This window comes from Streptomyces sp. NPDC052236 (assembly GCF_044548015.1).
In the GTDB taxonomy this organism is placed as follows: domain Bacteria; phylum Actinomycetota; class Actinomycetes; order Streptomycetales; family Streptomycetaceae; genus Streptomyces.
Map to the genome: position 1 here is coordinate 74,016 of NZ_JBIUBL010000032.1, position 24,528 is coordinate 98,543.

12 protein-coding genes are annotated in these 24,528 nt (G+C 72.7%); 7 read left to right on the forward strand and 5 right to left on the reverse strand.

From position 1 onward, the window contains the following. The first annotated feature begins 110 nt into the window (after positions 1–110). A complete protein-coding gene (locus ACIHCQ_RS37465; RefSeq protein WP_399672837.1) occupies positions 111–1,844 on the forward strand; it encodes an ABC transporter ATP-binding protein in 1,734 nt (577 codons plus the stop codon). Beyond that, positions 1,841–3,802: an ABC transporter ATP-binding protein gene (locus ACIHCQ_RS37470; RefSeq protein WP_399672791.1), complete on the forward strand. Its 1,962-nt coding sequence runs from the start codon at positions 1,841–1,843 to the stop codon at positions 3,800–3,802. Before ACIHCQ_RS37465 ends, ACIHCQ_RS37470 begins: the two co-directional genes overlap by 4 nt. 44 nt (positions 3,803–3,846) lie before the next feature. Here the strand turns inward: ACIHCQ_RS37470 and ACIHCQ_RS37475 are convergent, their stop codons facing one another. The 5 genes from ACIHCQ_RS37475 to ACIHCQ_RS37495 form a co-directional block, all read right to left on the reverse strand. After that, positions 3,847–4,830, reverse strand: a complete 984-nt coding sequence (locus ACIHCQ_RS37475; RefSeq protein WP_399672840.1) for an RNA polymerase sigma factor — start codon at positions 4,828–4,830, stop codon at positions 3,847–3,849. Positions 4,831–5,157: 327 nt separating this feature from the next. Then, positions 5,158–7,074 (reverse strand): DNA primase, encoded by a 1,917-nt coding sequence (gene dnaG, locus ACIHCQ_RS37480; protein WP_399672793.1) that lies wholly within the window; start codon positions 7,072–7,074, stop codon positions 5,158–5,160. A gap of 44 nt (positions 7,075–7,118) precedes the next feature. Then, entirely contained in the window at positions 7,119–8,390 is a 1,272-nt protein-coding gene (locus ACIHCQ_RS37485; protein ID WP_399672795.1) for an NAD(P)/FAD-dependent oxidoreductase, read from the reverse strand. Positions 8,391–8,525: 135 nt separating this feature from the next. Then, a complete protein-coding gene (locus ACIHCQ_RS37490; RefSeq protein ID WP_399672797.1) occupies positions 8,526–9,878 on the reverse strand; it encodes a deoxyguanosinetriphosphate triphosphohydrolase in 1,353 nt (450 codons plus the stop codon). Positions 9,879–9,923: 45 nt separating this feature from the next. Next, positions 9,924–10,889 (reverse strand): sirohydrochlorin chelatase, encoded by a 966-nt coding sequence (locus ACIHCQ_RS37495; protein WP_399672799.1) that lies wholly within the window; start codon positions 10,887–10,889, stop codon positions 9,924–9,926. A 150-nt stretch (positions 10,890–11,039) separates the two neighbouring features. On the opposite strand from ACIHCQ_RS37495, the gene ACIHCQ_RS37500 reads away from it, so the two are divergent. Genes ACIHCQ_RS37500 through ACIHCQ_RS37520 form a run of 5 tightly spaced genes read left to right on the forward strand, consistent with a single transcriptional unit; the run spans position 11,040 to position 24,387 of the window. Next, positions 11,040–11,915: a DUF4132 domain-containing protein gene (locus ACIHCQ_RS37500; RefSeq protein ID WP_399672801.1), complete on the forward strand. Its 876-nt coding sequence runs from the start codon at positions 11,040–11,042 to the stop codon at positions 11,913–11,915. Then, positions 11,912–17,113, forward strand: a complete 5,202-nt coding sequence (locus ACIHCQ_RS37505) for a hypothetical protein (RefSeq protein WP_399672803.1) — start codon at positions 11,912–11,914, stop codon at positions 17,111–17,113. The genes ACIHCQ_RS37500 and ACIHCQ_RS37505 overlap by 4 nt, the downstream gene beginning before the upstream one ends. A gap of 26 nt (positions 17,114–17,139) precedes the next feature. Then, positions 17,140–18,369, forward strand: coding sequence for an AAA family ATPase (locus tag ACIHCQ_RS37510; protein ID WP_399672842.1), 1,230 nt, complete (start codon positions 17,140–17,142; stop codon positions 18,367–18,369). Beyond that, a complete protein-coding gene (locus ACIHCQ_RS37515; RefSeq protein ID WP_399672805.1) occupies positions 18,356–22,501 on the forward strand; it encodes a DUF5682 family protein in 4,146 nt (1,381 codons plus the stop codon). The genes ACIHCQ_RS37510 and ACIHCQ_RS37515 overlap by 14 nt, the downstream gene beginning before the upstream one ends. Next, positions 22,498–24,387, forward strand: coding sequence for a hypothetical protein (locus ACIHCQ_RS37520; protein WP_399672807.1), 1,890 nt, complete (start codon positions 22,498–22,500; stop codon positions 24,385–24,387). Before ACIHCQ_RS37515 ends, ACIHCQ_RS37520 begins: the two co-directional genes overlap by 4 nt. The last annotated feature ends 141 nt before the right edge of the window (positions 24,388–24,528 follow it).

Below are 24,528 nucleotides of genomic sequence, written 5' to 3' on the forward strand. Positions count from 1 at the left end.
TCCGATTGCCATCTTTTTGACTCCGCCTTGGGGAAAACCCTTGGGGGTACCGGGGTCGAGTGTCGGAAGATGGGGTGGCCCCCGATCTTGCCGACCCGGAAAGCCTGCGTGTGCTGATCCAACTGCTGCGGACGTATCTCCGTCCGTACAAAAAAGCCATCGTCCTGCTCGTCGCGCTCCAACTGCTCCAGACCAGCGCCTCGCTCTACCTCCCGACCCTCAACGCCGACATCATTGACAACGGTGTCGTGAAGGGGGACTCGGGCTACATCCTGCAGCTCGGCGGCATCATGATCGCCGTCAGCCTCGTCCAGGTCGTCGGCAACATCTGGGCCATCTTCTACGGCGCGCGCACCGCGTCGGCGCTCGGGCGGGACGTCCGGGCGGCCGTCTTCGACCGGGTCCAGAGTTTCTCCGCACGCGAGGTCGGGCACTTCGGGGCGCCGTCGCTGATCACCCGTACGACGAACGACGTCCAGCAGGTCCAGATGCTGGTCCTGATGGCCTTCACCCTGATGGTCTCCGCGCCGATCATGTGCGTCGGCGGCATCATCATGGCGCTCGGCCAGGACGTGCCGCTGTCGGCGGTGCTGCTGGCTGTCGTGCCCGTTCTGGGCATCGCCGTATCGCTGATCGTCAGGCGGATGCGGCCCCTGTTCCGCACCATGCAGGAGCGTCTGGACACCGTGAACCGCGTGCTGCGCGAGCAGATCACCGGTAACCGCGTCATCCGCGCGTTCGTACGGGACGAGTACGAAAGGGACCGGTTCCGTGGGGCCAACACCGAGCTCACGGATGTGTCGATGTCCACCGGCCGGCTGATGGCGCTGATGTTCCCCACCGTGATGACAGTGGTGAACGTGTCGTCCATCGCCGTCGTCTGGTTCGGTGCTCACCGCATCGACAGCGGGGCCATACAGATCGGCGCGCTGACCGCGTTCCTCGCCTATCTGATGCAGATCGTGATGGCCGTGATGATGGCCACGTTCATGTTTATGCAGGTGCCGCGCGCAGAGGTGTGCGCGGAGCGGATAGAGGAGGTTCTCGGTACGGACTCGAGCGTGGTCCCGCCCGCCGAACCCGTACACAAGCTGCTCCGCCACGGCCATCTGGAGGTACGGAACGTGGAGTTCCGCTACCCGGGAGCCGAGGAGCCGGTGCTGCGGAGCGTCGGTCTGGTGGCGCGGCCCGGCGAGACCACCGCGATCATCGGGTCGACGGGCAGCGGCAAGTCGACGCTGGTCGGGCTCGTGCCGCGGCTCTTCGATGTGACGGGCGGCGAAGTGCTCGTCAACGGTGTGGATGTGCGCGAGCTCGATCCCGCCCTGATGGCCAGAACGGTGGGGCTCGTACCGCAGAAGCCGTATCTCTTCTCCGGGACCGTCGCCACCAATCTGCGGTACGGCAAGCCGGGCGCGAGCGACGAGGAGCTGTGGCAGGCGCTGGAAGTGGCGCAGGCGGCCGACTTCGTACGAGAGCTGGAGGGCGGGCTCGACGCGCCCGTCGCACAGGGCGGGACCAATGTCTCGGGCGGGCAGCGGCAGCGTCTCGCGATCGCCAGGACGCTGGTGCAACGGCCCGAGATCTATCTCTTCGACGACTCCTTCTCGGCGCTGGACTACGCCACGGACGCGGCGCTGCGCCGGGCGCTGGCGCGCGAGACCGCGGAGGCGACGGTGGTGATCGTCGCCCAGCGGGTGTCCACCATCCGGGACGCCGACCGGATCGTGGTACTGGACGAGGGGCAGGTCGTGGGGACGGGAAGCCATCACGACCTGATGGAGAGCAATGAGACCTACCGCGAGATCGTGCTCTCGCAGCTGACGGAGGCTGAGGCCGCATGAGCGGGCCGGGCGGACGCATGATGATGGGCCCTGTCGAGCGGTCCATGGACTTCAAGGGCTCGGGCAGGCGGCTGCTGCGGCGGCTCGCTCCGGAGCGAGCGACGCTGTGGCTGATGCTCGCCGCGGGTGTGCTGAGCGTGGCGTTCTCGGTGGTCGGGCCGCTGATCCTGGGGCAGGCCACGGACGTGGTCTTCGCGGGCGTCGTCGGCCGCGGGATGGAGGACGGGACCAGCAAGGCCGAGGCCATCGACAGCCTGCGGGACAAGGGCGACGGCGGGCTGGCCGACATGCTCTCCGGGGTGGACTTCACCCCCGGCCAGGGCATCGACTTCGACGCGGTGCGCGATGTGCTGCTGGTGGCGCTCGTGGTGTACCTGGCCGCCGGGCTGCTGATGCTGGTGGGTACGCGGCTGTCGACCCGGGTGATCAACCGGACCGTGTACCGGATGCGCGAGGACGTCCAGGCGAAGCTGTCACGGCTGCCGCTGTCGTACTTCGACCGGTCCAAGCGCGGCGAGGTGCTCAGCCGGGCGACCAACGACATCGACAACGTCTCGCAGACCATGCAGCAGTCCATGGGGCAGCTGATCAACTCGCTGCTGACCATCGTGGGCGTGCTGGCGATGATGTTCTGGATCTCGCCGCTGCTGGCGCTGGTCGCGCTGGTGACGGTGCCGGTGTCGGTCTACGTCGCGACGAAGGTCGGCAAGCGTTCGCAGCCGCAGTTCGTGCAGCAGTGGAAGTCCACGGGCAAGCTGAACGCCCATATCGAGGAGATGTACACCGGGCACGCGCTGGTGAAGGTCTTCGGGCGGCAGGACGAGTCGGCGCAGGCGTTCGCCGAGCAGAACGAGGCGCTGTACGAGGCCGGTTTCCGGGCGCAGTTCAACAGCGGGGTGATGCAGCCGCTGATGTTCTTCGTCTCCAACCTCAACTATGTGCTGGTGGCGGTCGTCGGCGGGCTGCGGGTCGCGTCCGGGACGCTGTCCATCGGTGATGTGCAGGCGTTCATCCAGTACTCGCGGCAGTTCTCCATGCCGCTGACGCAGGTCGCTTCGATGGCGAATCTGGTGCAGTCGGGTGTCGCGTCGGCGGAGCGGATCTTCGAGCTGCTGGACGCGGAAGAGCAGGAGCCGGACGCCGAGCAGGAGCCGGGGCAGGAGCAGGAGCAGGTTGGGCTTTCCGCCGGGCAGCAGAACGGCCGGCCGCTGGGGCAGGTCTCGATGGAGAAGGTCGCCTTCCGGTACGACCCGGAGAAGCCGCTCATCGAGAACCTCTCGCTGAGCGTCGAGCCCGGTCATACGGTCGCGATCGTCGGCCCGACCGGCGCGGGGAAGACCACGCTTGTCAATCTGCTGATGCGGTTCTACGAGGTGACGGGCGGCCGAATCACCCTGGACGGCGTGGACATCGCGAAGATCTCCCGCGAGGAGCTGCGGTCCCGGATAGGGATGGTCCTCCAGGACACCTGGCTGTTCGGCGGCACGATCGCGGACAACATCGCGTACGGCGCCTCACGCGAGGTCACGCGCGAGGAGATCGAGGAGGCGGCACGAGCCGCTCACGCCGACCGGTTCGTACGGACGCTGCCGGACGGCTACGACACGGTGATCGACGATGAGGGCTCGGGCGTGAGCGCGGGCGAGAAGCAGCTGATCACCATCGCGCGGGCGTTCCTCTCCGACCCGGTGATCCTGGTACTGGACGAGGCGACCAGCTCGGTGGACACCCGTACCGAGGTGCTCATCCAGAAGGCGATGGCCCGCCTGGCCCATGGGCGTACGAGCTTCGTCATCGCGCACCGGCTGTCCACGATCCGGGACGCCGATGTGATTCTGGTGATGGAGAGCGGGTCGATTGTCGAACAGGGCACGCACGAAGCCCTGCTGGAGGCGGATGGTGCGTACGCCCGGCTGTACCGGGCCCAGTTCGCCGAGGCGGCCGTGGAAGTTGAGTGACGGTCAGCCGGACAGTCGGTAAGTCGGTCAGTCCAGATAGCCGGTTAGTCCAGATAGCCGCGGAGCTGGTCGGCGAACGCGTGGTCGCGCAGCTTGTTGAGGGTCTTGGATTCGATCTGGCGGATGCGTTCGCGCGTCACGCCGAAGATCCGGCCTATCTCTTCGAGCGTGCGCGGCCGGCCGTCGTCCAGTCCGTACCGCAACTGGACAACCTTGCGTTCGCGTTCGCCGAGGGTCGAGAGCACCGCCTCCAGATGCTCGCGCAGCAGGAGGAAGGCCGCGGACTCGACGGGCGAGGTGGCGTCGCCGTCCTCGATGAGGTCCCCGAGGGCGACGTCGTCCTCCTCGCCCACGGGCGCGTGCAGCGACACCGGTTCCTGGGCGAGGCGGAGCACCTCGCTGACCCGCTCGGAGGTCAGGTCCAGCTGGACGGCGACCTCGTCGGGAGTGGGTTCGTAGCCGCGCTCCTGGAGCATCCGGCGCTGCACCCGTACGACCCGGTTGATGAGCTCGACCACATGGACCGGCACCCGTATGGTGCGCGCCTGGTCCGCCAGCGCCCGGGACATGGCCTGGCGGATCCACCAGGTCGCGTACGTCGAGAACTTGTAGCCGCGGGCGTAGTCGAATTTCTCGACTGCCCTGATCAGGCCCAGGTTTCCTTCCTGGACGAGGTCGAGCATGGTCAGTCCGCGGCCGACGTAGCGTTTGGCGACGGACACGACGAGCCGGAGGTTGGCCTCGATCAGGCGGCGCTTGGCCATCCGGCCCATGACGACCAGTTTGTCGAGGTCGACGGCGAGTCGGGAGTCATCGAGGTCGGGGGTGTTGCCGAGCCGCTCCTCGGCGAACAGGCCTGCTTCGACGCGGCGCGCCAGCTCCACCTCCTCGGCGGCCGTGAGCAGCGGGATTCTGCCGATCTCCCGCAGATACTGGCGGAAGAGGTCGGACGAGGGCCCGCCGTGGTCCACACGGCCGGTACGCGGTTCGGGAGGCTCTGGCACTTCTACTGGATCCTCGACAACCACCTGCGCGGGAACGGTCGCGACGGCGACACCGTCGGTCTCGGTGAGGGTCTGGGTCTGCACGGGGGCGACCTCCAGGTGATCGCTGCCGGTTCGGGGTGTGCGGCAGCGGGACGTGGGCGGCCGGGCCGCTTTCCGTCCCGTACACGATGAACGGATCCGCGGGTGAGAGGTCCACTGTGGGTGGACCGGCCGCGCTCCGGGGACTCAGGCACCGCACCCCAGTGTGGGGTACGACACATCGCTGCCACGAGGGGCGTGCGGGGACTTTTTGCGTCCCGTGCGTGACCGGGCGGTTACCGAAGCGCGATCTGGTACCTCTAGGGCGGGTTAGAGGGCGTCCGCGCCCTGATTGTCCAGGGCCCGGGCGTACTGCTGGAGCACCCACAGTTCATTCGTCACGGCCGCGATGTGCTCCGGATCGTCGTTCGGGCCGAGGCGGGCGTGCGTGCCCTGGAGTTCGCGGATGCGGCGGTCGACCGCGCGCCGGCGGACCTGGACCAGTTGGTTGGCCGCGTAGGACTCGTCGACCGTCCTCGCAAGGATGGCTTCGACGGCGAGCTCGGTCACCATGGCGCGCACGGTGTCGTTCGGTGCGGTGTCGCGGACCTGGGCCAGGTATTCGGGGCTGTCCTGGATGCCCTGTTCGGCGCCGCCCGCCTCCGCGATGGTCTGGCGCACCGCGGCGTACGGCGGGGCGGTGAACTCGTCGACGCCGTACGCGTCGAAGGCCGGGGAGACCAGGCCCGGGTACTGGAGGGCGAGCTTGAGCAGCTCGCGCTCGGTGCGGTGGGCGGGGCTGCGCAGATTGAGGGCTGGGCCGGACGGTCCCCCGTACGCCTGCGCCGGGGCCTGCTGGGGGGCGGCGGCAGCGCCACGACCGGGCGCGGTGGCCGGGCCGCGTCCGCCGCGGTCGCGGGCCCAGCGGGCGAGCTGGGCGACCCGCTTGACCACGAACTGCGTGTCGAGGATGCCGAGGATGCCCGCGAGCTGCACGGCCGATTCGTGCTGGATGGCGATGTTCTTGATGCCCGCGACGATCGGTGCGGCCTCGTCCAGCGCGGTGGCCCGCCCCGCGGGGGTCTCCAGGTTGTGCCGGGACACCACATGGCGGATCGCGAACTCGAACAGCGGCGTACGCGTGTCGACCAGCTTGCGCACACCTTTGTCGCCCTCCGCGAGGCGCAACTCACACGGGTCCATGCCGCCCGGGGTGATCGCGATCGACGTTTCGGCGGCGAACTTCTGGTCGTCCTCGAAGGCGCGCAGCGCGGCCTTCTGGCCGGCCGCGTCACCGTCGAAGGTGAAGATCACCTCGGCGGTGGCGTTGTCCATCAGCAGCCGGCGCAGGATCTTGATGTGGTCGCCGCCGAAGGAGGTGCCGCAGGTGGCGATGGCGGTGGTGACGCCCGCGAGGTGGCAGGCCATCACGTCGGTGTAGCCCTCGACCACCACGGCCGTGCTGGTCTTGGCGATCTCCTTCTTGGCGAGATCGATGCCGTACAGCATCTGCGACTTCTTGTAGATGCCGGTTTCGGGGGTGTTGAGGTACTTCGGGCCGTTGTCGCTCTCGTACAGCTTGCGCGCTCCGAAGCCGACGACATCGCCCGAGATGTCGCGGATCGGCCACATCAGGCGCCCGCGGAAGCGGTCGATGGGGCCGCGGCGGCCGTCCTGGGAGAGGCCGGAGAGGATCAGTTCCTTGTCGCTGAAGCCCTTGCCGCGCAGATAGCGGGTGAGATGGTCCCAGCCCTGCGGGCTGTAGCCGACGCTGAAATGCTGGGCGGCGGCGTGGTCGAAGCCGCGCTCGGCGAGGAATTTGCGGCCGGTTTCGGCCTCGGGGCCGGTCTCCAGCTGCTCGATGTAGAACTGCGCGGCGATTTTGTGCGCCTCGACCAGGCGGATGCGTTCGCCGCGCTGGTGGGTGGGGTTGTACCCGCCCTCCTCGTAGCGCAGGGTGATGCCCGCCGTCGCGGCGAGGCGCTCGACCGTCTCCGAGAAGGTGAGGTGGTCGATCTTCATCACGAAGGCGATCGTGTCGCCGCCCTCCTGGCAGCCGAAGCAGTGGAAGAGACCCTTGCTGGGGCTGACCTGGAAGGAGGGGGACTTCTCGTCGTGGAAGGGGCAGAGGCCTTTGAGGTTTCCGCCGCCTGCGCTGCGCAGCTGGAGGTACTCCGAAACAACGGCGTCGATCGGGACCGCGTCCCGTACCGCCTTCACGTCGTCGTCGTTGATCCTGCCTGCCACGCGTGAAGTCTACGGTGGCGCGGTGACACTCCCGTCGCTCTTGCTCATCCGGTGACGTGGAGCGAGGCAAGCGGTACGGACGGGTCGCCCAGCGCGTCGACGTCCACCGGTGAATCGGCGCGGATCAGCTGCTGGATGTGCTCCGTGACGTCCCACACATTCACATTCATCCCGGCGAGCACCTTGCCGTCCTTCAGCCAGAAGGCGATGAATTCGCGCTTGCCGACATCGCCGCGCAGCACAACCTGGTCGTACGAGCCGGGCGGCGCCCAGCCCGAGTACTCCAGGCCCAGGTCGTACTGGTCGGAGAAGAAGTACGGGACCCGGTCGTAGCTGACCTCCAGGCCGAGCATCGCGCGCGCGGCGGCCGGGCCGCCGTTGAGGGCGTTCGCCCAGTGCTCCACGCGCAGCCGGGAGCCGAGCAGCGGGTGGTGGGCGGAGGCGACGTCGCCCGCCGCGTAGATGTCGGGGTCGGAGGTGCGCAGGCCCGCGTCGACGGCGATGCCGCCGCCGTGCGCCCGGTCGGCGAGGTCGAGCCCGGCGGCCTCGGCCAGCGCGGTGCGCGGGGCCGCGCCGATCGCGGCGAGCACGTCGTGCGCCGGGTGCTCCTCGCCGTCGTCCGTACGGGCCGCGAGCACCACGCCGTCCTGGCCGGTGATCTCGGTGAGGCGGGCGCCGAAGTGGAACCGGACGCCGTGCGCGCGGTGCAGTTCGGTGAAAACCTGGCCCAGCTCGGGGCCGATGACCTGGTAGAGGGGGGTGGACTCCGGTTCGACGACGGTGACCTCGGCGCCGTAGCCGCGGGCCGCAGCCGCGACCTCCAGGCCGATCCAGCCCGCGCCCGCGATGACCAGGTGGCCGTTGTCGCGGCCGAGGGTGGTGAGTACGCGGCGCAGCCGGTCGGCGTGGGCGAGGCGGCGCAGGTGGTGGACGCCGGCGAGGCTGGTGCCGGGGATATCGAGGCGGCGCGGTTCGGCGCCGGTGGCCAGGAGCAGCTTGTCGTAGTGCAGTACGGTGCCGCCCTCGCCGAGCCGTACGGTCCTGGCCTCGCGGTCGATGGCGACGACGGTCTGGCCGAGGTGCAGTTCGACGTCGGCCCTGGCGTACCAGGCCGGTTCGTGGACGAAGACGCTGTCGCGCTCCTCCTTGCCCGACAGGTAGCCCTTGGACAGCGGCGGGCGTTCATAAGGGTGGTCGCGTTCGTCACCGATGAGGATCACTCGCCCGGTGAATCCCTCGGCGCGGAGGGTCTCCGCCGCTTTGGCTCCGGCCAGTCCACCGCCGACGATGACGAATGTCCGATGTGCGTCGACCACTTGATGCCTCCTCTTTGCTTCTGCGCTGCTTCTACGCTGCCGCTGCGCTGCTCATCGCTTCTACGCTGCCCGCCGGTCTGCAGCGAGCGTCCCGCAAGGAGCGTGGTGGCGGAAGAGGGAGTGAGCGCAGGTGTGTCATCGCGGGGCGGTGAGGTGGGTGTGCAGGGTGCGCGCGGAGGCGTCCGTGAGGGAGGCCAGATGGTCCACGATCACCCGCTTGCGCGCCCGGTCGTCCGGCGCGGTGTCGAACAGGGCGCGGAACTGTGGATCGAGGCCTTCAGGGGCGCGGGCCGTGAGCGCCTCGGCCAGTTCGGTCAGGACGATGCGCTGGTCGGCGCGGAGGGCCTCCTGCTCGGCGCGCTGCATGACGTAACGGTCGGCGACGGCCTTGAGGACTGCGCATTCGTTGCGGGCGGCGCGCGGGACGACGAGCTCGGCGCCGTACCTGCTGAGCCGCCCGGAGCCGTACGCCTGGCGCGTCGCTCCCTCGGCGGCGAGGCAGAACCGGCCGATGAGCTGGCTCGTCGCGTCCTTCAGCCTGCCCTGGGCGACGGCCGAGCCGTCGTAGTGGTGCGGCCACCACTCCTGGCCGAGGAGGCGGTCGAGGGCGTCGGCCAGCTCCTGCGGATCGGTGTCCTTCGGTACGTACCGGCCGATGGCGACCGCCCAGATGTCGTTCCGCTCGGGCTCGGAGAGGAGAAGGGCGGGGTCGAGGTGACCGGCGTGCAGGCTGTCCTCGAAGTCGTGCACGGAGTACGCCACGTCGTCGGACCAGTCCATGACCTGGGCCTCGAAGCAGGTGCGGTACGGCGGTGCGCCCTGGCGGGCCCATTCGAAGACGGGCAGGTCGTCCTCGTACACGCCGAATTTCACCGAGTCGGGGTCGGTGGGGTGCGCGCCGCGCGGCCAGGGGTACTTGGTGGCGGCGTCCAGGGCCGCGCGGGTGAGGTTGAGGCCGACGCTGACCAGCTCGCCGTTCTGCTCACCCGGGGCGCTTCGCGTGTCGTCGTGGACGAACCGCTTGGGCTCGATACGGGTCAGTAGCCTCAGCGACTGGGCGTTGCCCTCGAAGCCGCCGCAGTCCTTGGCGAAGTCGTTGAGCGCCTGCTCGCCGTTGTGCCCGAAGGGCGGGTGGCCCAGGTCATGGGCGAGGCACGCGGTCTCGACCAGATCGGGGTCGCAGCCGAGGGCCGCGCCCAGCTCCCGGCCGACCTGGGCGCATTCCAGGGAGTGGGTGAGGCGGGTGCGCGGGCTGGCGTCCCAGGCTTCGTTACGGGTCCCGGGGGTGACCACTTGGGTCTTGCCCGCGAGGCGGCGCAGCGCGGAGGAGTGCAGCACGCGCGCGCGGTCGCGCTGGAAGGCGGTACGGCCTGGACGTTTGTCGGGCTCGGCCGCCCAGCGCGCGGTGGCCGCCTCGTCGTAGGTGTCAGGGACTGTGCCAGAGACGGTGTCAGAGACGTGTTCGGGTGTGCCGGTGGTGCCTTCCATGTACAGAAGGTAACCGGCGACAGTGACAGCCGGGAGGTCGGCCTCCTACGCCGCGGCGAGTTCCCGCCGTTCAGTGGCAGTGGCAGCGGCAGCGGCAGTGGTCGGGGCGTGCTGTGCCGTTACGGCGTTGTCGTAGCGCAGAAGCAGCAGTCGCGCCAGCGCCGGATGCGCGCCGATCGGCGCCGCGGCGATCCAGGGCGCGAGGTCGGCGCTGCCGGTCGCGAAGAGGCCGGGGAACGCGAAGTAGGAGGCGACGGCGATCCGGTCGCGGCCCCGGGCGGTGAGGGCGCGGACGGCCTCGGGGACGGTGGGCGCGGCGGCGGAGGCGTACGCGGGGACGACGGGCACCCCGCCGAGGCGCTCGCTCAGCAGGTCGGCGGTGTGGCGGGTGTCGGCGGCCGATTCGGGGTCGCGCGAGCCGGCGGCGGCCAGGACGACGCCGGTGCGGCGGCTTGCGCCGTCCTCGGGGCGCCAGCCCGCCTCGACGAGCCGGGAGCGGAGGGCCTCCACGAGGAGGGGGTGCGGGCCGAGCGGGGCGGCGATGCGGATGTGCGCGCCGGGGAAGGCGGCGGCGGCCTGCGGCAGGTCCTGTTTGACGTGGTAGCCGCGGCTCAGCATCAGGGGTACGAGAACGGCCCCGCTCTTGTGTCCGAGAGCGCCGAGCGTTTCGGGCAGGAGTGGCGCGTTCAGTTCGATGTGGCCGAGGCGGACATCGAGACCGGGGCGCAGTTCGCGGACCCGGTCGAGGAGCGCGGTGACGGTGGACAGGGCGCGCGGATCGCGGCTGCCGTGGGCGACGGCGACGAGGGTGGGCCGGTCCGTGGACCGGTCCGTGTGCCGTTCGATGTGCCGGTCGGTGTGGGGCATACGCCTGCGGGTTCCGTTCAGTGTGACGTGTCTCAGCTGAGTGCCGAGCTGCGTGGAGATGTGCGAGAGCAGCTGCGCTGTGCTGTCGAGGGGCAAGGACTCACGAAGGTGTGCCGTCTCCGTCTCCGTCTCCGTCTCCGTCATGAACCGATGGTGCCGGGCGCAGGTTGCCGGGCCGTTGCGTAAGGGTCACGGGTGTTTTCCACAGCCTCACCGGCCGCCGGTCGGCGTTGTCAGACCCGTCACCTACTGTCATCGGCATTGGAACCGGAACGTCGGGGAGGCGGTCCTGTCATGGGCTGGATCGAGACGGAAAGCGGCGGCTACGCCGTCACGCTGGACGGCACAAAAGTGCTCTGCAGGAATGCGGCGGGGCGTGCGCTGAAGCAGGTCCCGGGCAAGCTGCGGGACGACGCCGAGGTCGTACGGCTGAGGCAGCTGGCCCAGTGGCTGGAGCGGCATGAGCGGGAGTGCCGGGAGCAGGTGGACGCCTGGCTGGTGCGCTCGCTGCCGGTTCCGGTGGCGCTGCTGGGGCGGGTGTGGCCGGACTCGGCCTGGCAGGCGGCGCTGCGCGACCTGGTGGTGGCCCCGGTGGCGGCGGACGGGACGGCCGACATGGAGCGCGCCGGGCTGCTGCGGGACGCGGATCCGGACAAGGGCGCGGGGATCGTGGACCTGGACGGCGACTCGGTGCGCCTGGAGTGCGAGACCGTCCTGATCCCGCATCCCGTGCTCCTCGAAGACCTCGACGAGCTGCGGGAGTTCGCGGTGGAGCTGGAGGTCGCGCAGGGGGTCGAGCAGCTGTTCCGCGAGGTGTGGCGGCGGCCCGGGGACGCGCCCGGCCAGGACTGGCAGGCGTACGCCAACGGAAAGTTCGAGCAGCTGCGCCATGCGACCGCGCGGGCTGTCTCGCTCGGCTACCGGGTGCGCGGCGGCCAGGCCGTGTGCCCGCTGGTGGAGGACGGCCGGGCGCTGGAGGCGGCGTACTGGCTGGGGGACGACTACCCGGATGCGGAGTCCGTGACCGGGTCGCTGGAGTGGCGGGACAAAGCGGGGCGGCGGCTGCCGCTCGCCGAGGTGGGGCCGGTCGCCTGGTCCGAGGGCGAGCGGATGGCCGCGCTGGTGTACGCGGGCCGGGTGGTCGCGGACGACCAGGAGGGGCTGCTGTGAGCACGGCGGTAGCGGCAGGGGACGGCGCGGCGGTACGAGGTACGACAGGGGGAACGGTGGACGGGTTGCTGGAGGCCGGGGCGGTGCTGCCGCTCGGGAGCCATAAGGGGCGGAGCAGGAAGCGGAGTACGGCGCGGGGGCAGGGCGACCAACTGTCGGCGCGGGCGTACGAGCATCCGGTGCTGGACGGCCGCACGGTGGTGCGGCTGGTGCCGGAGGCGATCGCCCCCGCCGAGGATCTGGCCCTGGAGTATCTGGGCTTCACCGGTTCCGGCTCGGCGCCGGTGGGCCGCGTGCGGCGGCAGTCGCTCGGCTTCCCCGCCTGGGCGCTGGTCCACGACCCGGCGAACGGTCATCACGCGCTGGCCGTCGTCAAGGAGATGGAGCGGCTCACGCGGCTCGTCGCGACCAAGCCGGGGCTCGCCAAGGAAGGCTTCGACGAGATCGGTGAACGGCTGGACCGTTCCGTACCGCATTTCCTGCCGACCTTCTACGAGCAGGCGGCGCGGCTGTTCCTGGCCGCCGAGTCGCAGCAGCACGCCTCGGTGTTCTTCGGCAAGGCGCGGGCGGCGGAACAGCGGCATGCGCTGGAGGTGGACGAGGAGCGGCTGCGGGAGATCTTCCTTGAGTTCGCGGGGGCGGGCGCGCTGAGCGGCAAGGCACTGCGGGAGTACGCGAAGGGGTTGGCGGCCAGGCTGTCGCCGCCCACGGCGTACGCGCAGTTCAGGGCGGTTTCCCTGGAGCGGTGCGCGGCCGGGCTCACCCCGTACGCGGGCATGCTGGAGGATCTGCGGCGGCTCGCGAAGGGCGCGGGTCTGGACGCCGCCGCCGAGGAGCGCTCGCTGATCGCCGAGATCATCCATACGGGAGCGATGAACCGTGCGGCGGGCGGCTTCTGGAAGTCGGCCCTGCCCGCGCTGGCGCACCTGGCCGCCCAGGACATGGCCGTACGGCAGCGGCTGCTCGCGCTGCTGCCGGTGACGGGCGGCGACAGCCCGGAGGAGTTCGACGAGGCCTGGCTGGCGCTGCTGGACAAGTGCGGCGCGCTCGCGCTGCTGACGGATGCGGCGGACAGGACCAGCGAGGCTGAGGGGGCGGTCTCGGCGGCGGAGTGGCTGTCGTCCTGGAGTAAACACCGGCAGCGCGGCTGGCGGGGCATGAAGCGGCTCGCGGCCGAACTGTCCCTGGTGGAGCGGCTCGCGGACCGGCTGATCGCGGACGGTGCGCCGGTGCGGCTGCTGCGCGGCAGCGGCTGGCGCACCACCGTGGACCTGGATCTCCTCGACGCCTGCCTGGCACTGGGGGTGCCGGTCGTGTCCCCCTCGGACGAGATGGAGACCCTGGAGCTTGAGCCGTGGCTGGGGGACGGCCGGGAGGGGCGCAGGGATCTGGCGGCCGTGGCCGCCGATCCCCGGTTCGCGCGGCTGCTGCGCGGCGGCGTCGAGCGGGCGGCGGGCACCCATGAGGCGTCGGCCCAGCTGCGCCGGATCGCTGACCATCCGGCGCTGCGCACGGTGCTCGCCGGGTGGCTGGCCGACCGGGCCGATGACCTGTCGCGACCCCTCGGGCTGCCGAGGCTGGACGAACTGCTCGGGCGGCTGGCGAAGTTCGCCGTGCCGTCCGTGCTGGCGGCGGCGCCCGAGGCCGTGGCCCGTATCACCGCCGTCTCCCCGGCCGGGGCGCTGGCGCGCACGCTGCGCGCGGGCATCCTGGACGAGCTGGGCTGGCCCGCGCTGGAGGAGGCCCTGCCGGAGCTGGGCAAGGTCAATGCCAAGGCCGCCGGGCAACGGCACGGCTATCTGGCCGACGAGTGGTACCGCCTGGCGGACGCCTGGCCCGCGCTGGTGGTGCGAGTCGGCATGCGGGTCGTGGCGGTGGGCCCGGACGGCGTGCTGGACCGGCAGACGCTGACGCTGCCGGTGCGGTCGTCGTCCTCCTGGGCGGTGCCGACGGTCCGTTATGTGGGCGGCCAGTGGCTGATCGCCCATGGCCATGGCGCGGACCGGCGGGCGCGCTGGTCGGGGCGGCCCGCGGAGGTGTTCAAGCCGGACGGCGACGACATCGACGACAACTGGTCCTCGTTCCAGACGCCGACGCTGGCGCTGCCGGACGGCAGCCGCACCTTCGGCGGACGGCCGGTCCACGCGGGTGACACCTCGTTCGCGGCGGAGCAGCGGCCGGTCGCGTCGGACGGCATCTCGGTGTGGGTGCTGCACGAGGGCCACTGGTGGGAGTACGACCCGGAGTCGGCCCGCAGGGGACGGGCCTCGCCGCCCGCCTTCTTCGACTCGGCACTGGCAGAGGACGCGGGCGGGTCTGCGGGCGCGGGCGTGGGCAGGTCTGCGGGCGCAGGCGTGGGCGTGGGCGTGGGCGTGGGCAGACTGATGGAGCGGTCCTGCCGCCTGCTGCCCGTACAACCGGGTCTGGAGTCCTCTCCGTTCGGCAGCAAGGACGGGCTGCTTGGCTGGTGGGTGCGGTACGACGCGCAGGCACGGACGCTCACCGCCTGCTCGGTGGACGGCAGCCGCAGCCCCGCGGTGGAGTTGCCGCGCGGCAGCCGGATCGAGCACCTGAGGCAGGGCATTCCGCTGCCGCCGCTGCGGCTGCCGGGCGGGGCAGTGCTCCATCCGCGCGAGTCCCGCGGCTTCGCTGGAGAGCTCGCGCTGTACGACACCGAAGGCATCTGCCTGGCCAGGTTCCAGGAGGGCGACCGGGGCGGGGCGCACGCCGCGGGCACCCCCTTGGTCCCGCCCCTCGGCTACTGGCATGCGCTGCGGCCACGCGACGAGCGCGGTTCGACGGCGCTGCGGGCGGTGACGGACGCGGACGCCGTGGCGCTGCTGGCGGCCGTGGCGGAAGGAGCCGAGCCGGACGCGGCCGTACGGCAGTTGCTGCCCGAGGTCACTCACCCCGGGCTGGTGGCGGGCGTGGCCGGACTGGTCGAGGAGGCCGCGCGGCACGGCAAGCGCATCGGCGTGCTGGCCAAGCATGCGGCGAAGAGGCAGCGGGAGACTACCGGCGAGCGGGCCGAGCCGGTGGTGCGGCACGCCTACGACGGGGTGGTGATCGAGGCCGTGAAGGGACTGGCCGGCGGAGGTTCGTACGGCTATTTCCGCTCCGGTTCGGACACCACCGCTGCGCTCACCCAACTCCGCCTGCTGCAAGGGGGGCTGGCAGAAGACGTGCCGGCCTCGGAGGCGAACACCGAGAAGGGGGAGGAGGAGTCGGCCGGTACGGGCGTGGCCTGGCAGACGCTCACCGGGCCCGGTGCGGCGGCGCTCGCGCTGCGGGCCGCGTCTCCGGTCACCGACGAAACACACCGCGCGGCGCTGCTGGAGTTCCTCGACGCGATGCTGGCTGTGCGGGCGGCGGACGGCGATGCGGTGCTGGTCGATCCGCGCGGACGGCTGCGGACCGTGCAGCTGCGCGCGGAGCAGGTCCCGCAGGCTCGGCAACGGCTCGGCGAGGTTCACCACTCGGGTGCGCGCCGACTGCTGATCGTCGCCTGTGGGCGCTACTACGGCGACCACGCGTACTGGGACGGCATCGAGTACGACCCCGCCGGGGCGTTCGGCGCCTGGGACGGGTTCACGCTCACCGACTCCCAGGTCGCCGGCGCGGCGGACGATCCGCCGCGGGCGGCCGCGGTGCGGCGGATGGTGGAGCTGACGCGGGAGCGCGGGCCGCTGCCGTACCGGCCGGAGCAGGCACAGGACTTCGCGGAACAGGTCGGGGTCGGCGCGGTGGCGGGCGCGCTGTTGCAGCTCGGGCTGCCGGGCGTCACCGGGTACGGCAGGGACGAGCTGCTGACCGCGGAGTATCTCGCGCCCCTCGGGGCCAAGAGCGCCGAGGCGCAGGCCGGACGCAGCATGCTGGGCGCGCTCTCGGCGGCGCAGCGGCAGAAGTACGCCGCGCTGCTGGTGCCGACCGAGCCGGAGCGGGTGGCGGAGCTGTGGACGAAGGGCTTCGATCTGGAGCCGCTGACCCACTCCTGGCTGGCGGCGCGCGGCAAGCGGCGCGTCGCGCCCGCGTGGCTGGTCACCCGCGCGGTGGCCGAGTTCGGGCCCGGTCCGATCCTCGACTGGGCGCTCAATCCCGAGGCGCAGAGCCACCTCACCGGCCGTACCGAACAGCGATACGGCGACGAGGGGGCCGGGGGTGCCGGGGGCCACAACGGCGGCCACGGCAGCAACGGCGTGTTGCGTCCGGAGCAGCCGGAGCAGCTGCTCGTGGCGTCCACGCTGACCGCGTATGTCACGGTGCTGCGCTGGCTCGCGTACCGGCTGCCGTACGGCGATCCGCTGCGCGAGGTCCTGCCCGTCACGCTGCGGATGGTGCGGGAGCGGCTGGCCGACCCCGGGCTGCTGCTCGATCTCGGCGTGGACTGGGACACCGAGGGCGCCGCGACGGCGGTGCGGCTGCGCGAGGCGTACGGACTGCCGCTGAAGCGCGACGGCGGGAGGGGCGGCCAGAAGAGCGGCCTGGTCGAGCTGACGGACGCGTTGGTGCTCACGCCGATGCCGTACGGAAGGGAGTCGGACTCGGTGTGGGTGCGGCCCGCGGCGGTGCTGCCGGGTGCGGTGCTGCCGGGGGCCGACAGCAGCGGTGCGGAAGGTGGTGGTCCCGATCACCCGGCGCTGAAGCTGCTGGCGGGGATCGCGCGCGAGGCTCCGGCGCTGGAGGCGCTGCGTACGGTGGTGAGCGAGGAGTTCACGGCGCTGATAGAGGCCGACGGACCGGCGGGGGCGGCACAGTATCCGCCGCACAGCGTGCCGGAGCTGGTGACGGAGGCGGCGGAGCGGTTCGGGCTGTCCGAGGACGCGGCGGCGCTCTATCTGATGCTGCTGGCCCTGCCCGATCCGACCGACCGCAACCAGGCGGAGTGGACCGGCTGGAAGCCCGCCCGGCTGAAGAAGGCGCGAGCTGAACTGGCCGCGACCGAACTGGTGGTGGAGGCCAAGCGGGCGCGTGCGGGGCGTTCGCTCTTCCTGCCCGGCGGCTGGCTGGAGCAGAAGTCGCCGCGGCTGCCCGCGGAGAGCTGGAAGGCGTCGATGGTGCCGTGGGGGCTGTCCGGCTTCGTGGTGCCGGACAGTCCGGTGGCGGTGCTGTACGCGGCGGCGTGGCGGCGGGTCGTGGAGGGCGACGCGCCGGGGTTCGAGGAGTTCAAGGGCCGTAGTGGCAGGGGAGGCTCGCGATGAGCGGGGCCGGAAAGAACGGGGCCGGAATGAACGGGGTTGCCGGGGGGAGGGCCGCGGGGCACGCGGTTCCCGGGAGCGGGGCGCGGCAGGTGGAGCTGCCGGAGGACCGGTACCGCGAGGAGCTGGCGTTCCTCGCCGCGTACGACGGCGGGCCGAGGCCCCCGGGATGGCGGATGACACCGCGCGCCGCCGTGCTGTTCGTCTGCGGCTCCGACGGAGAGCCACTGCGTACGGCGGACGGGGAGCAGTTGGTCGTCTGCCGGAAGTTCGTGGGCGACAGGGCTCTGGTCGAGCGGTGTGTGGTGACGCTGGCGGGCGAGCGGGGCCTGCTGCTCGTCGGCGAGCCCGGCACGGCCAAGTCGATGCTGTCCGAGCTGCTGGCCGCCGCCGTGTGCGGCAGCAGCACCCTCACCGTGCAGGGCACGGCAGGCACGACCGAGGACCAGCTGCGGTACGGCTGGAACTACGCGATGCTCCTCGCCAAGGGCCCGAGCCGGGCGGCCCTGGTGCCCTCGCCGGTGCTGACGGCGATGACGCGGGGCGCGGTGGCCCGGATCGAGGAGGTCACCCGCTGTCTGCCCGAAGTGCAGGACGCTCTGGTCTCGCTGCTCTCCGAGCGCCGGATGTCCGTGCCGGAGCTGGCGGGTGTCGTGGGCGGCGGCGCGGCGGACGGCACGGCGGGGGCGGAGGGCGCGGCGGGTGCGGAGGGCGCGGACGGCACGGTGCACGCCGTGCCCGGCTTCACCCTCATCGCCACGGCCAATCTCCGTGACAAGGGCGTCTCCGAGATGTCCGCCGCCCTCAAGCGCCGCTTCAACTTCGAGGAGGTCGGCCCGATCGGCGACCTCGACGCCGAGACGGAGCTGGTGCGCGGGCAGGCCACGGCGGCTCTGGCACGTACCGGCACGCCGTTCGGTGTGGACGAAGCGGTACTGGAGGCGCTGGTGACGGCGTTCCGGGATCTGCGGACCGGCCGCAGCGCCGAGGGCTGGGAGATCGAGCGTCCCTCGACAGTCATGTCGACGGCCGAGGCGGTCCATGTCGCCACGGCGATGGGGCTGGGCGCGGCGTATCTGAGCCGTGGCCGGGATGTCGTACGTACGCTGCCGGGCCATCTGCTCGGCACGGTACGCAAGGACGATCCGGCCGACCACGCACGGCTGTTGGGGTACTGGGACGGGCCGGTGCGGCGGCGGGCCGAGGGCGGCGCCCCGCTGTGGCGGACGCTGTGGGAGCTGCGCGATGAACTCGCCTGACCAGCCGGACGTCGGGAGGGCACTGGCCTCGCTGGCGGGGTGGAGCAAGCCGTATCTGATCGGGGTGCGGCACCACTCCCCCGCGCTCGCCGCGGCAGTGCCCGCGCTGCTGGCGGAGGCGGCGCCGGAGGTGCTGTTCGTGGAGCTGCCGGAGGAGTTCGCGCCGTGGCTGGACCACCTGGGGGATCCGGCGACGGTGCCGCCGGTCGCGCTGGCGGGCAGCAGGGGCGGGGGCGGCGGGCTGGTGTTTCTGCCGTTCGCGGAGTTCTCGCCGGAGCTGGCGGCGATCCGCTGGGCGAGGGAGGCGGGCGTGGAGGTGGTCCCGTTCGATCTGCCGCTGGCGGCGCGGGCTTCGGACGACCTTCTGGACCCGGCCTCGGGCGCGGCACTGGGCACGGAACCTGGCCTCGATCGCGGCGCGACCCCGGACGCGGGTGCGAACGCGGCCTCGGGCCCCGTTCGGGGCCCGGCACCCGAACCCCGCCTGGGCGCGGGCCCCGGCGACACTCCGGGCTCTCTCGCCGCCGCGCTCCGCGCCAGGGCGGGCGGTCGTCCCGGCGACGACCTGTGGGACCGGCTGGTCGAGGCGACCGCCCCCGGCTCGGGGCCCGAGGCGGTGCGCCGTGCCGCGTTGCTGGTCGGCTGGGCGCTGCGGCGGGACGCGGGCGGCGCGGTGGACCCGTACGACCTGCGACGCGAGGCGAATATGCGACGCCGTCTCGCGGAGTGCGCGGGGCAACGCGCGGCGGCGGTGGTCGGGGCGTTCCACGCGCCCGCGCTGATGTCCGATCGCGCGGACATGACGGACACCCCGCTGCCGCGGATGTACGGGAAGGGGGACGGGGTGATTACCTCCCTGGTGCCGTACTCGTACCCGCTGCTCGACGAACGTTCCGGCTATCCCGCGGGCATCCGGGACCCGGAGTGGCAGCGGGGTGTGTTCCACGCGGCGGGCGATCCCGGGCGGCTGGACGAGCTGCTGATCTCCACGGCCGTACGGATCTGTGCGGCCGTACGTGACGCCGGGCACCCCAGCGGTCCCGTCGATGCCCGCGAAGTGGTCCGGGTCGCCCGCGACTTGGCGACGCTGCGCGGGCTGCCCGCCGCCGGGCGGGGCGAGCTGGCGGAGGCCGCGCAGACCGTGCTCACGCAGGGGCGGCTGCTGGGGCGGGGCCGCGTCGTGGCCGCCGCGATGGAACGGGTACTGGTGGGCCGGCGGCAGGGGCGGCTGGCGCCGGGGACGCCGCGTTCCGGGCTCGGGCCCGCCGTCGAGGCGCTGCTGGGCGAGTTGAAGCTGCCCGTGCCGGACGCGCCCGACCGCCGCGAACTGCGCCTGGACACGCTCAGGGCCGACCTCGACCGCCGCCGCGAGATCTGTCTGCGGCGGCTCGCGGTCTGCCGCGTTCCGTACGGGGAGGAGTCCGCGGTCGCGGGTGTTGGCGACGCCGCCGCGCTGACCACACGGTGGGCCGTGGCCTGGTCCCCGTCGACGGCGGCGATGCTGGATGTGGCGGGTCTGCACGGGGTGACCCTCGAACAGGCCGCCGCCGGAGTGCTGCGGCAGCGGCGCTCCCACGAGCAGGCGCAGGGCGGCCCGACCGCCGCCGAGGTCCTCGACGGGCTGGCGGACGCCACGCGGTGCGGCCTGCCCGGCCTCGCGGAGGAGCGGCTTACGGAGACCGCGGAGCTGCTCCCCGCCACCGGAACCCTGCCCGAACTGCTCGCCGGAATGGCCCTGCTGGACCGGATCAGGTCCGGTCATGTGCCGGGGGTCGACGCGGAGTGGGAGCGGGCCGCGGTGGGCGCGGCGCACGAGGAGCTGGCCGCCGCGGGGGTGCGTGCCCTCGACGGCCTCGCGGGCTCCACCGCGCCGGACGACGCCCGCGCCCTCGTCGCGCTCGCGGGCCGGGCCGCCGAGGTGGGCGGGGGCCTGCGCCTCGCCGACGCCCTGGCCCGGCTGGACGCGGGGGCGACACCGCTGATGCGGGGCGCGGCGGGCGCGGCGCGGGTGCTGCTGGGGCAGCGGGAGCCGGGCGAGTTCGGAGAGCGCCTGGCCTCCCGCGCGGACGGCGCGACCTCGCCGGAACTGCGGGCGAACCTGACGGAGTTCCTGCGCGGCGCGCTGGTGGCCGCGGGTCCGCTGCTGGAGACGGGCAGGGCGCTGGACCCGCTGCTGGAGCGGGTGGAGTCGCTGCCGGACCGGGCGTTCCTGGACCGGCTGCCCGCGCTGCGGGCGGGCTTCGACACTCTCGCGCCCGCGGCGCGTTCGCGTCTGCTGGCGGTGGTGGATGACCGCACGGGCACGTCGGCGGGCACGCTGCTGGGGCCGGTGACCGACCCCGCGACGCTGGCCCTGCTGGCTTCGGCGGACCTGGCGGGGAGGGAGGCGCTGGCGGTACGGGCGGAGGCCGATGGAGGGCGCTCCGGGAACACCCCGTCCCGGGCCGGGCCGAACGGTCGGGCGTTCCGGCTCCCGTCGCCCTCGGGCGGGGGCGGCTCGGATCTGGTGGCGCCGGCATCCGGCAAGGGCGTGAGCGCTCCGGGCCCGGCGGATCCAGCGGCTCCGGTGCCTGGCGAGGACCCGGGCGACTCCGGCCCGGGGCTTCCGGCACCCAGCCAGGACCTGAGCAACTCGGACCCCGTGGCTCCGCCACCCGACCAGCGCCCGAGCGCCTCGGGACCGGTATGTCCGGCACCCGACCCAGACCGGCGCGGCGTCGTAGAGGTGAGCACCGCGGACGTATCGGCGGGCCTGGGCCGAGCGCGCACGGACGGCGGCAGCGGCCCGGCCACGCAGGGGAAGCCGGGATCGGCTGACTGGCCGCCGACGGCTCAGGCACCCGGCCCGGACCCGGGCGGCTTCGTCAGCGCGACCGCCGCGGGCGTGGTCCCGGCGCTCGGCGGCAGCAGCCCCGCCACGCAGGGCAGCCGAGGATCGACCCCATGGGCCCCATGGGTCCCCTCGGCCCCCTCGACCCCCGCGGATGGCGCGAACCCGGACCCCGGGCTCGTACTCACCGGTGGGGAGCGGTGGCGGTTGCTTCTTGGGCGCGGGCGGGAGCTGACCGGCGGCGCCGCTCGGGTCGCCGCCGCGCTGGACGAGTTGTACGGGCACGGGCGGGGCGAAGGCTCCCGGGGCGAGGACCGCGATGGCCTCGGTGCCGGGGGCGGCAGCGAAGCCTCGTACCCGGATGTACGGGCCTGGTCGCAGGAGCTGGCCGCGCTCTTCGGGCCCGGCGTGCGCGAAGAGGTGCTGGCCGCTGCCGCCGACGCCGGGCGGCTCGACGCCGCGCTTGAGCTGGACCCCGCCTCCGCCCGCCCCTCCGTGGAGCTGCTGCGCACCGTCCTCTCCTACGCGGGCGGCCTGCCCGAACAGCAGCTCGCCCGCTTGAGACCCCTGGTGGCCCGGCTGGTACGGGAGTTGACCGACGCCCTCGCCAACCGGCTGCGCCCCGCGCTCACCGGCCTCGCCCACCCGCGCCCCACCCGTCGCCCCGGCGGCCCGCTGGACCTCGCTCGCACCCTGCGCGCGAACCTGGCGACCGCCCGCCGGGACCCGGACACCGGCACGGTGACGGTCCTCCCGGAGCGGCCGGTCTTCCGCACCCGGGCCCGCCGCTCGGCGGACTGGCGGCTGATCCTCGTTGTCGACGTCTCGGGTTCGATGGAGGCCTCGACGATCTGGTCCGCGCTCACCGCGTCCGTACTGGCCGGAGTCCCCACCCTCAGCACGCACTTCGTCGCCTTCTCCACCGAGGTCCTCGACCTCACGGACCATGTGGACGATCCGCTGAGCCTGCTGCTGGAGGTCCGTGTCGGCGGCGGCACAAGCATCGCGCGGGGGCTGCGCCACGCCCGCGAGCTTGTGACCGTGCCGTCCCGGACCCTGGTCGTCCTGATCAGCGACTTCGAGGAGGGCGGCCCGATCGGTCCGCTGCTGACGGAGGTACGGACACTGGTCGACGCGGGCTGTCATGTCCTGGGCTGCGCCTCGCTGGACGACGAGGGCAGGCCGCGCTACTCGGCGGGCGTGGCGGGGCGTTTGGTGGCGGCGGGGATGCCTGTCGCGGCACTCAGCCCTCTGGAGCTGGCCCGTTGGGTCGGCGAGCGCGTAGGAGGTACGCACAGGTGACGACCACATCTTCCCTGGAGACGGCTCCAGGACCGGCACCGGGACAGGCACCGGGACAGGCACCGGGACAGGTCGCGGTACTGCCTCCGGTGACCGCCGAAGTGGCGGCCGGGGCCCTCGACCTGCTTCCGGCCCGGCTGCGCAAGCGCGTGGACGGCGCGCTCGCGAAGGTCCCCGGCTGGCCGGTGGAGTCCACACCTGACGGGGTCCGCGTCCGGGTGGACGAGGACACGTCGGTGACCCTGAAGATCACCGCCGGAATCGTGGCGCACGCGGACGACGCGGTGTGCGGCTGCCTGCTGGCACCGGCCTGCCTGCACCGCGCGGCTGTCCTGTCGCACGCGCCACTCGCTGAGGAACCCGCGGACACGGCAGACCCCGCGGACACGGCGGACGCAACAGAGGAGCCGGACAGCCCGCCCGAAGAAACCGGACCCGCCACACCCACGCCCACCACATCACTGCCCCCGCACACCGGCCTCAGCGCCACCCAGGCGACCGCCCTGCGCACCCTCCGTACCGCCGCGACCGCCGTCCTGGTCGCAGGTGTCACCGCCGCCGGCGCCGTCCACCGCGCCGAGCTGCTGCACGCCGCGCACTCCGCACGCCTGGCCGGGCTGCATCTGCCCTCCGCCGCCGCTGTGCGGATCGCGCGGCGACTGGGCGAGGCGCGCTCGGAGGACCCGGCGTTCCGGCTGCCCGAGCTCTCCGCCGAGCTCGCGGAGCTGCTCGACCTCGTACGGAGACCGGCGGACGCGGTCACCCCCGCGCACCGCGCGTATCAACCGGCCAAACCCCTGCGGCTGTACGGCCTGTTCACGGAGCCGGTCGTCACTGCCTCCGGCTACGCGGGCGCGACCACGTACGCCATCGCGCCCGACGGCACCCTCCGTACGGTCTCGGACGTGGCCCCGGGCGGCCCGGAGCGGGCGGTTCAGGCGGCGGGTTCGCCCGTGCCGGGCGGTTGCGCGCTGGCACTGCGCGAGTGGGGCGACGGCGGCGGGGTGATCCTGACCAGCCCGACCGTCTCACCGGACGGCCGGATCGGCGGCGGCGCCCGGCTGCGTTCCGTACGGGCGGCGGGCGTCCAGTGGCACGAGCCGCCGCTCGACGCGCTCTGGCAGCGACCGCCCGCGACTCAACTCGCCGCCGCGCTCGACTGGCTGGCCCAGCCCGCTGACGCCCGCCCCGCAGGCGGCGACCTGCTCTTCCTCACCGGGACGATGTCCGGCGGCGGCTTCCGGGTCACCGGCGGACCGGCGCTGCGGCTGCTCGCGCCGGACGAGCGGCCGGAGCTGCCGTACGCGGAGAATCTGCGCCTGCTCGCCTCGCGCCCCGGACTCGCACTGCGGCTGATCGCCCGCGCCGTTCCCGACCGGCCGGGCGGCGTCCATGCCCTCGCCGCGGCCTGGGCGGGACACGACGGCGAGAGAGTACGCGCGGACCTGGGTCTGCGGCGGCTGAACCGCACCCACATACCCACGCCGGCGCTCACCGCCTCCGCGGCGCAGGAACCGCCCATGACGGGGTTCGCCCTCCCCGTGGAGCTGGATCTGCTGCGCCGCGCGGTGGACCGTACGGTCGCGGGTGGCCGCGCCGTCACCGCCGCGGCGGCCGACGGGGAGCTCCCGCGCCGACTGCGCTCGGTGGGCCTCACGACGGGCGCGGACTGCGCCCGCTCCCTGTCCGAGGCAGCCGCGGACCGCCGCCACGACGCCCTCGGCCGTCTGTTCCCAGCGGACCCGGACGCCTTCGCGTCGGCCTGGCTGGCAGCCGCGGTCTACTCCTCGGCGGCGGCCAGATCACTGCTGCTGGCTGCCTGGTCGGCGCCCGGCCCGGAGGAGGGACGAACCATCCGGGCTCAGTCCGCGTCTGACCTGCCGTGAAGGCATCGAAGGCATCGAAGGCACCATCGAGCACATCGGACGCATCGGACACATCGGCCGCATCCGGCGCATCCGGCGCATCCGGCGCATCCGGGCTGAGGCGCCGTCTCCTCAGGCTGCCGCGCACCCGTCGCGCCCAGC

Bases quoted from the DNA above. Each gene is read 5' to 3' on its own strand.
- ACIHCQ_RS37490 (WP_399672797.1), bottom strand. From the start codon at position 9,878: ATGGAAGGCACCACCGGCACACCCGAACACGTCTCTGACACCGTCTCT.
- ACIHCQ_RS37495 (WP_399672799.1), bottom strand. From the start codon at position 10,889: ATGACGGAGACGGAGACGGAGACGGAGACGGCACACCTTCGTGAGTCC.
- ACIHCQ_RS37515 (WP_399672805.1), top strand. From the start codon at position 18,356: ATGAACTCGCCTGACCAGCCGGACGTCGGGAGGGCACTGGCCTCGCTG.
- ACIHCQ_RS37510 (WP_399672842.1), top strand. From the start codon at position 17,140: ATGAACGGGGTTGCCGGGGGGAGGGCCGCGGGGCACGCGGTTCCCGGG.
- ACIHCQ_RS37470 (WP_399672791.1), top strand. From the start codon at position 1,841: ATGAGCGGGCCGGGCGGACGCATGATGATGGGCCCTGTCGAGCGGTCC.
- ACIHCQ_RS37500 (WP_399672801.1), top strand. From the start codon at position 11,040: ATGGGCTGGATCGAGACGGAAAGCGGCGGCTACGCCGTCACGCTGGAC.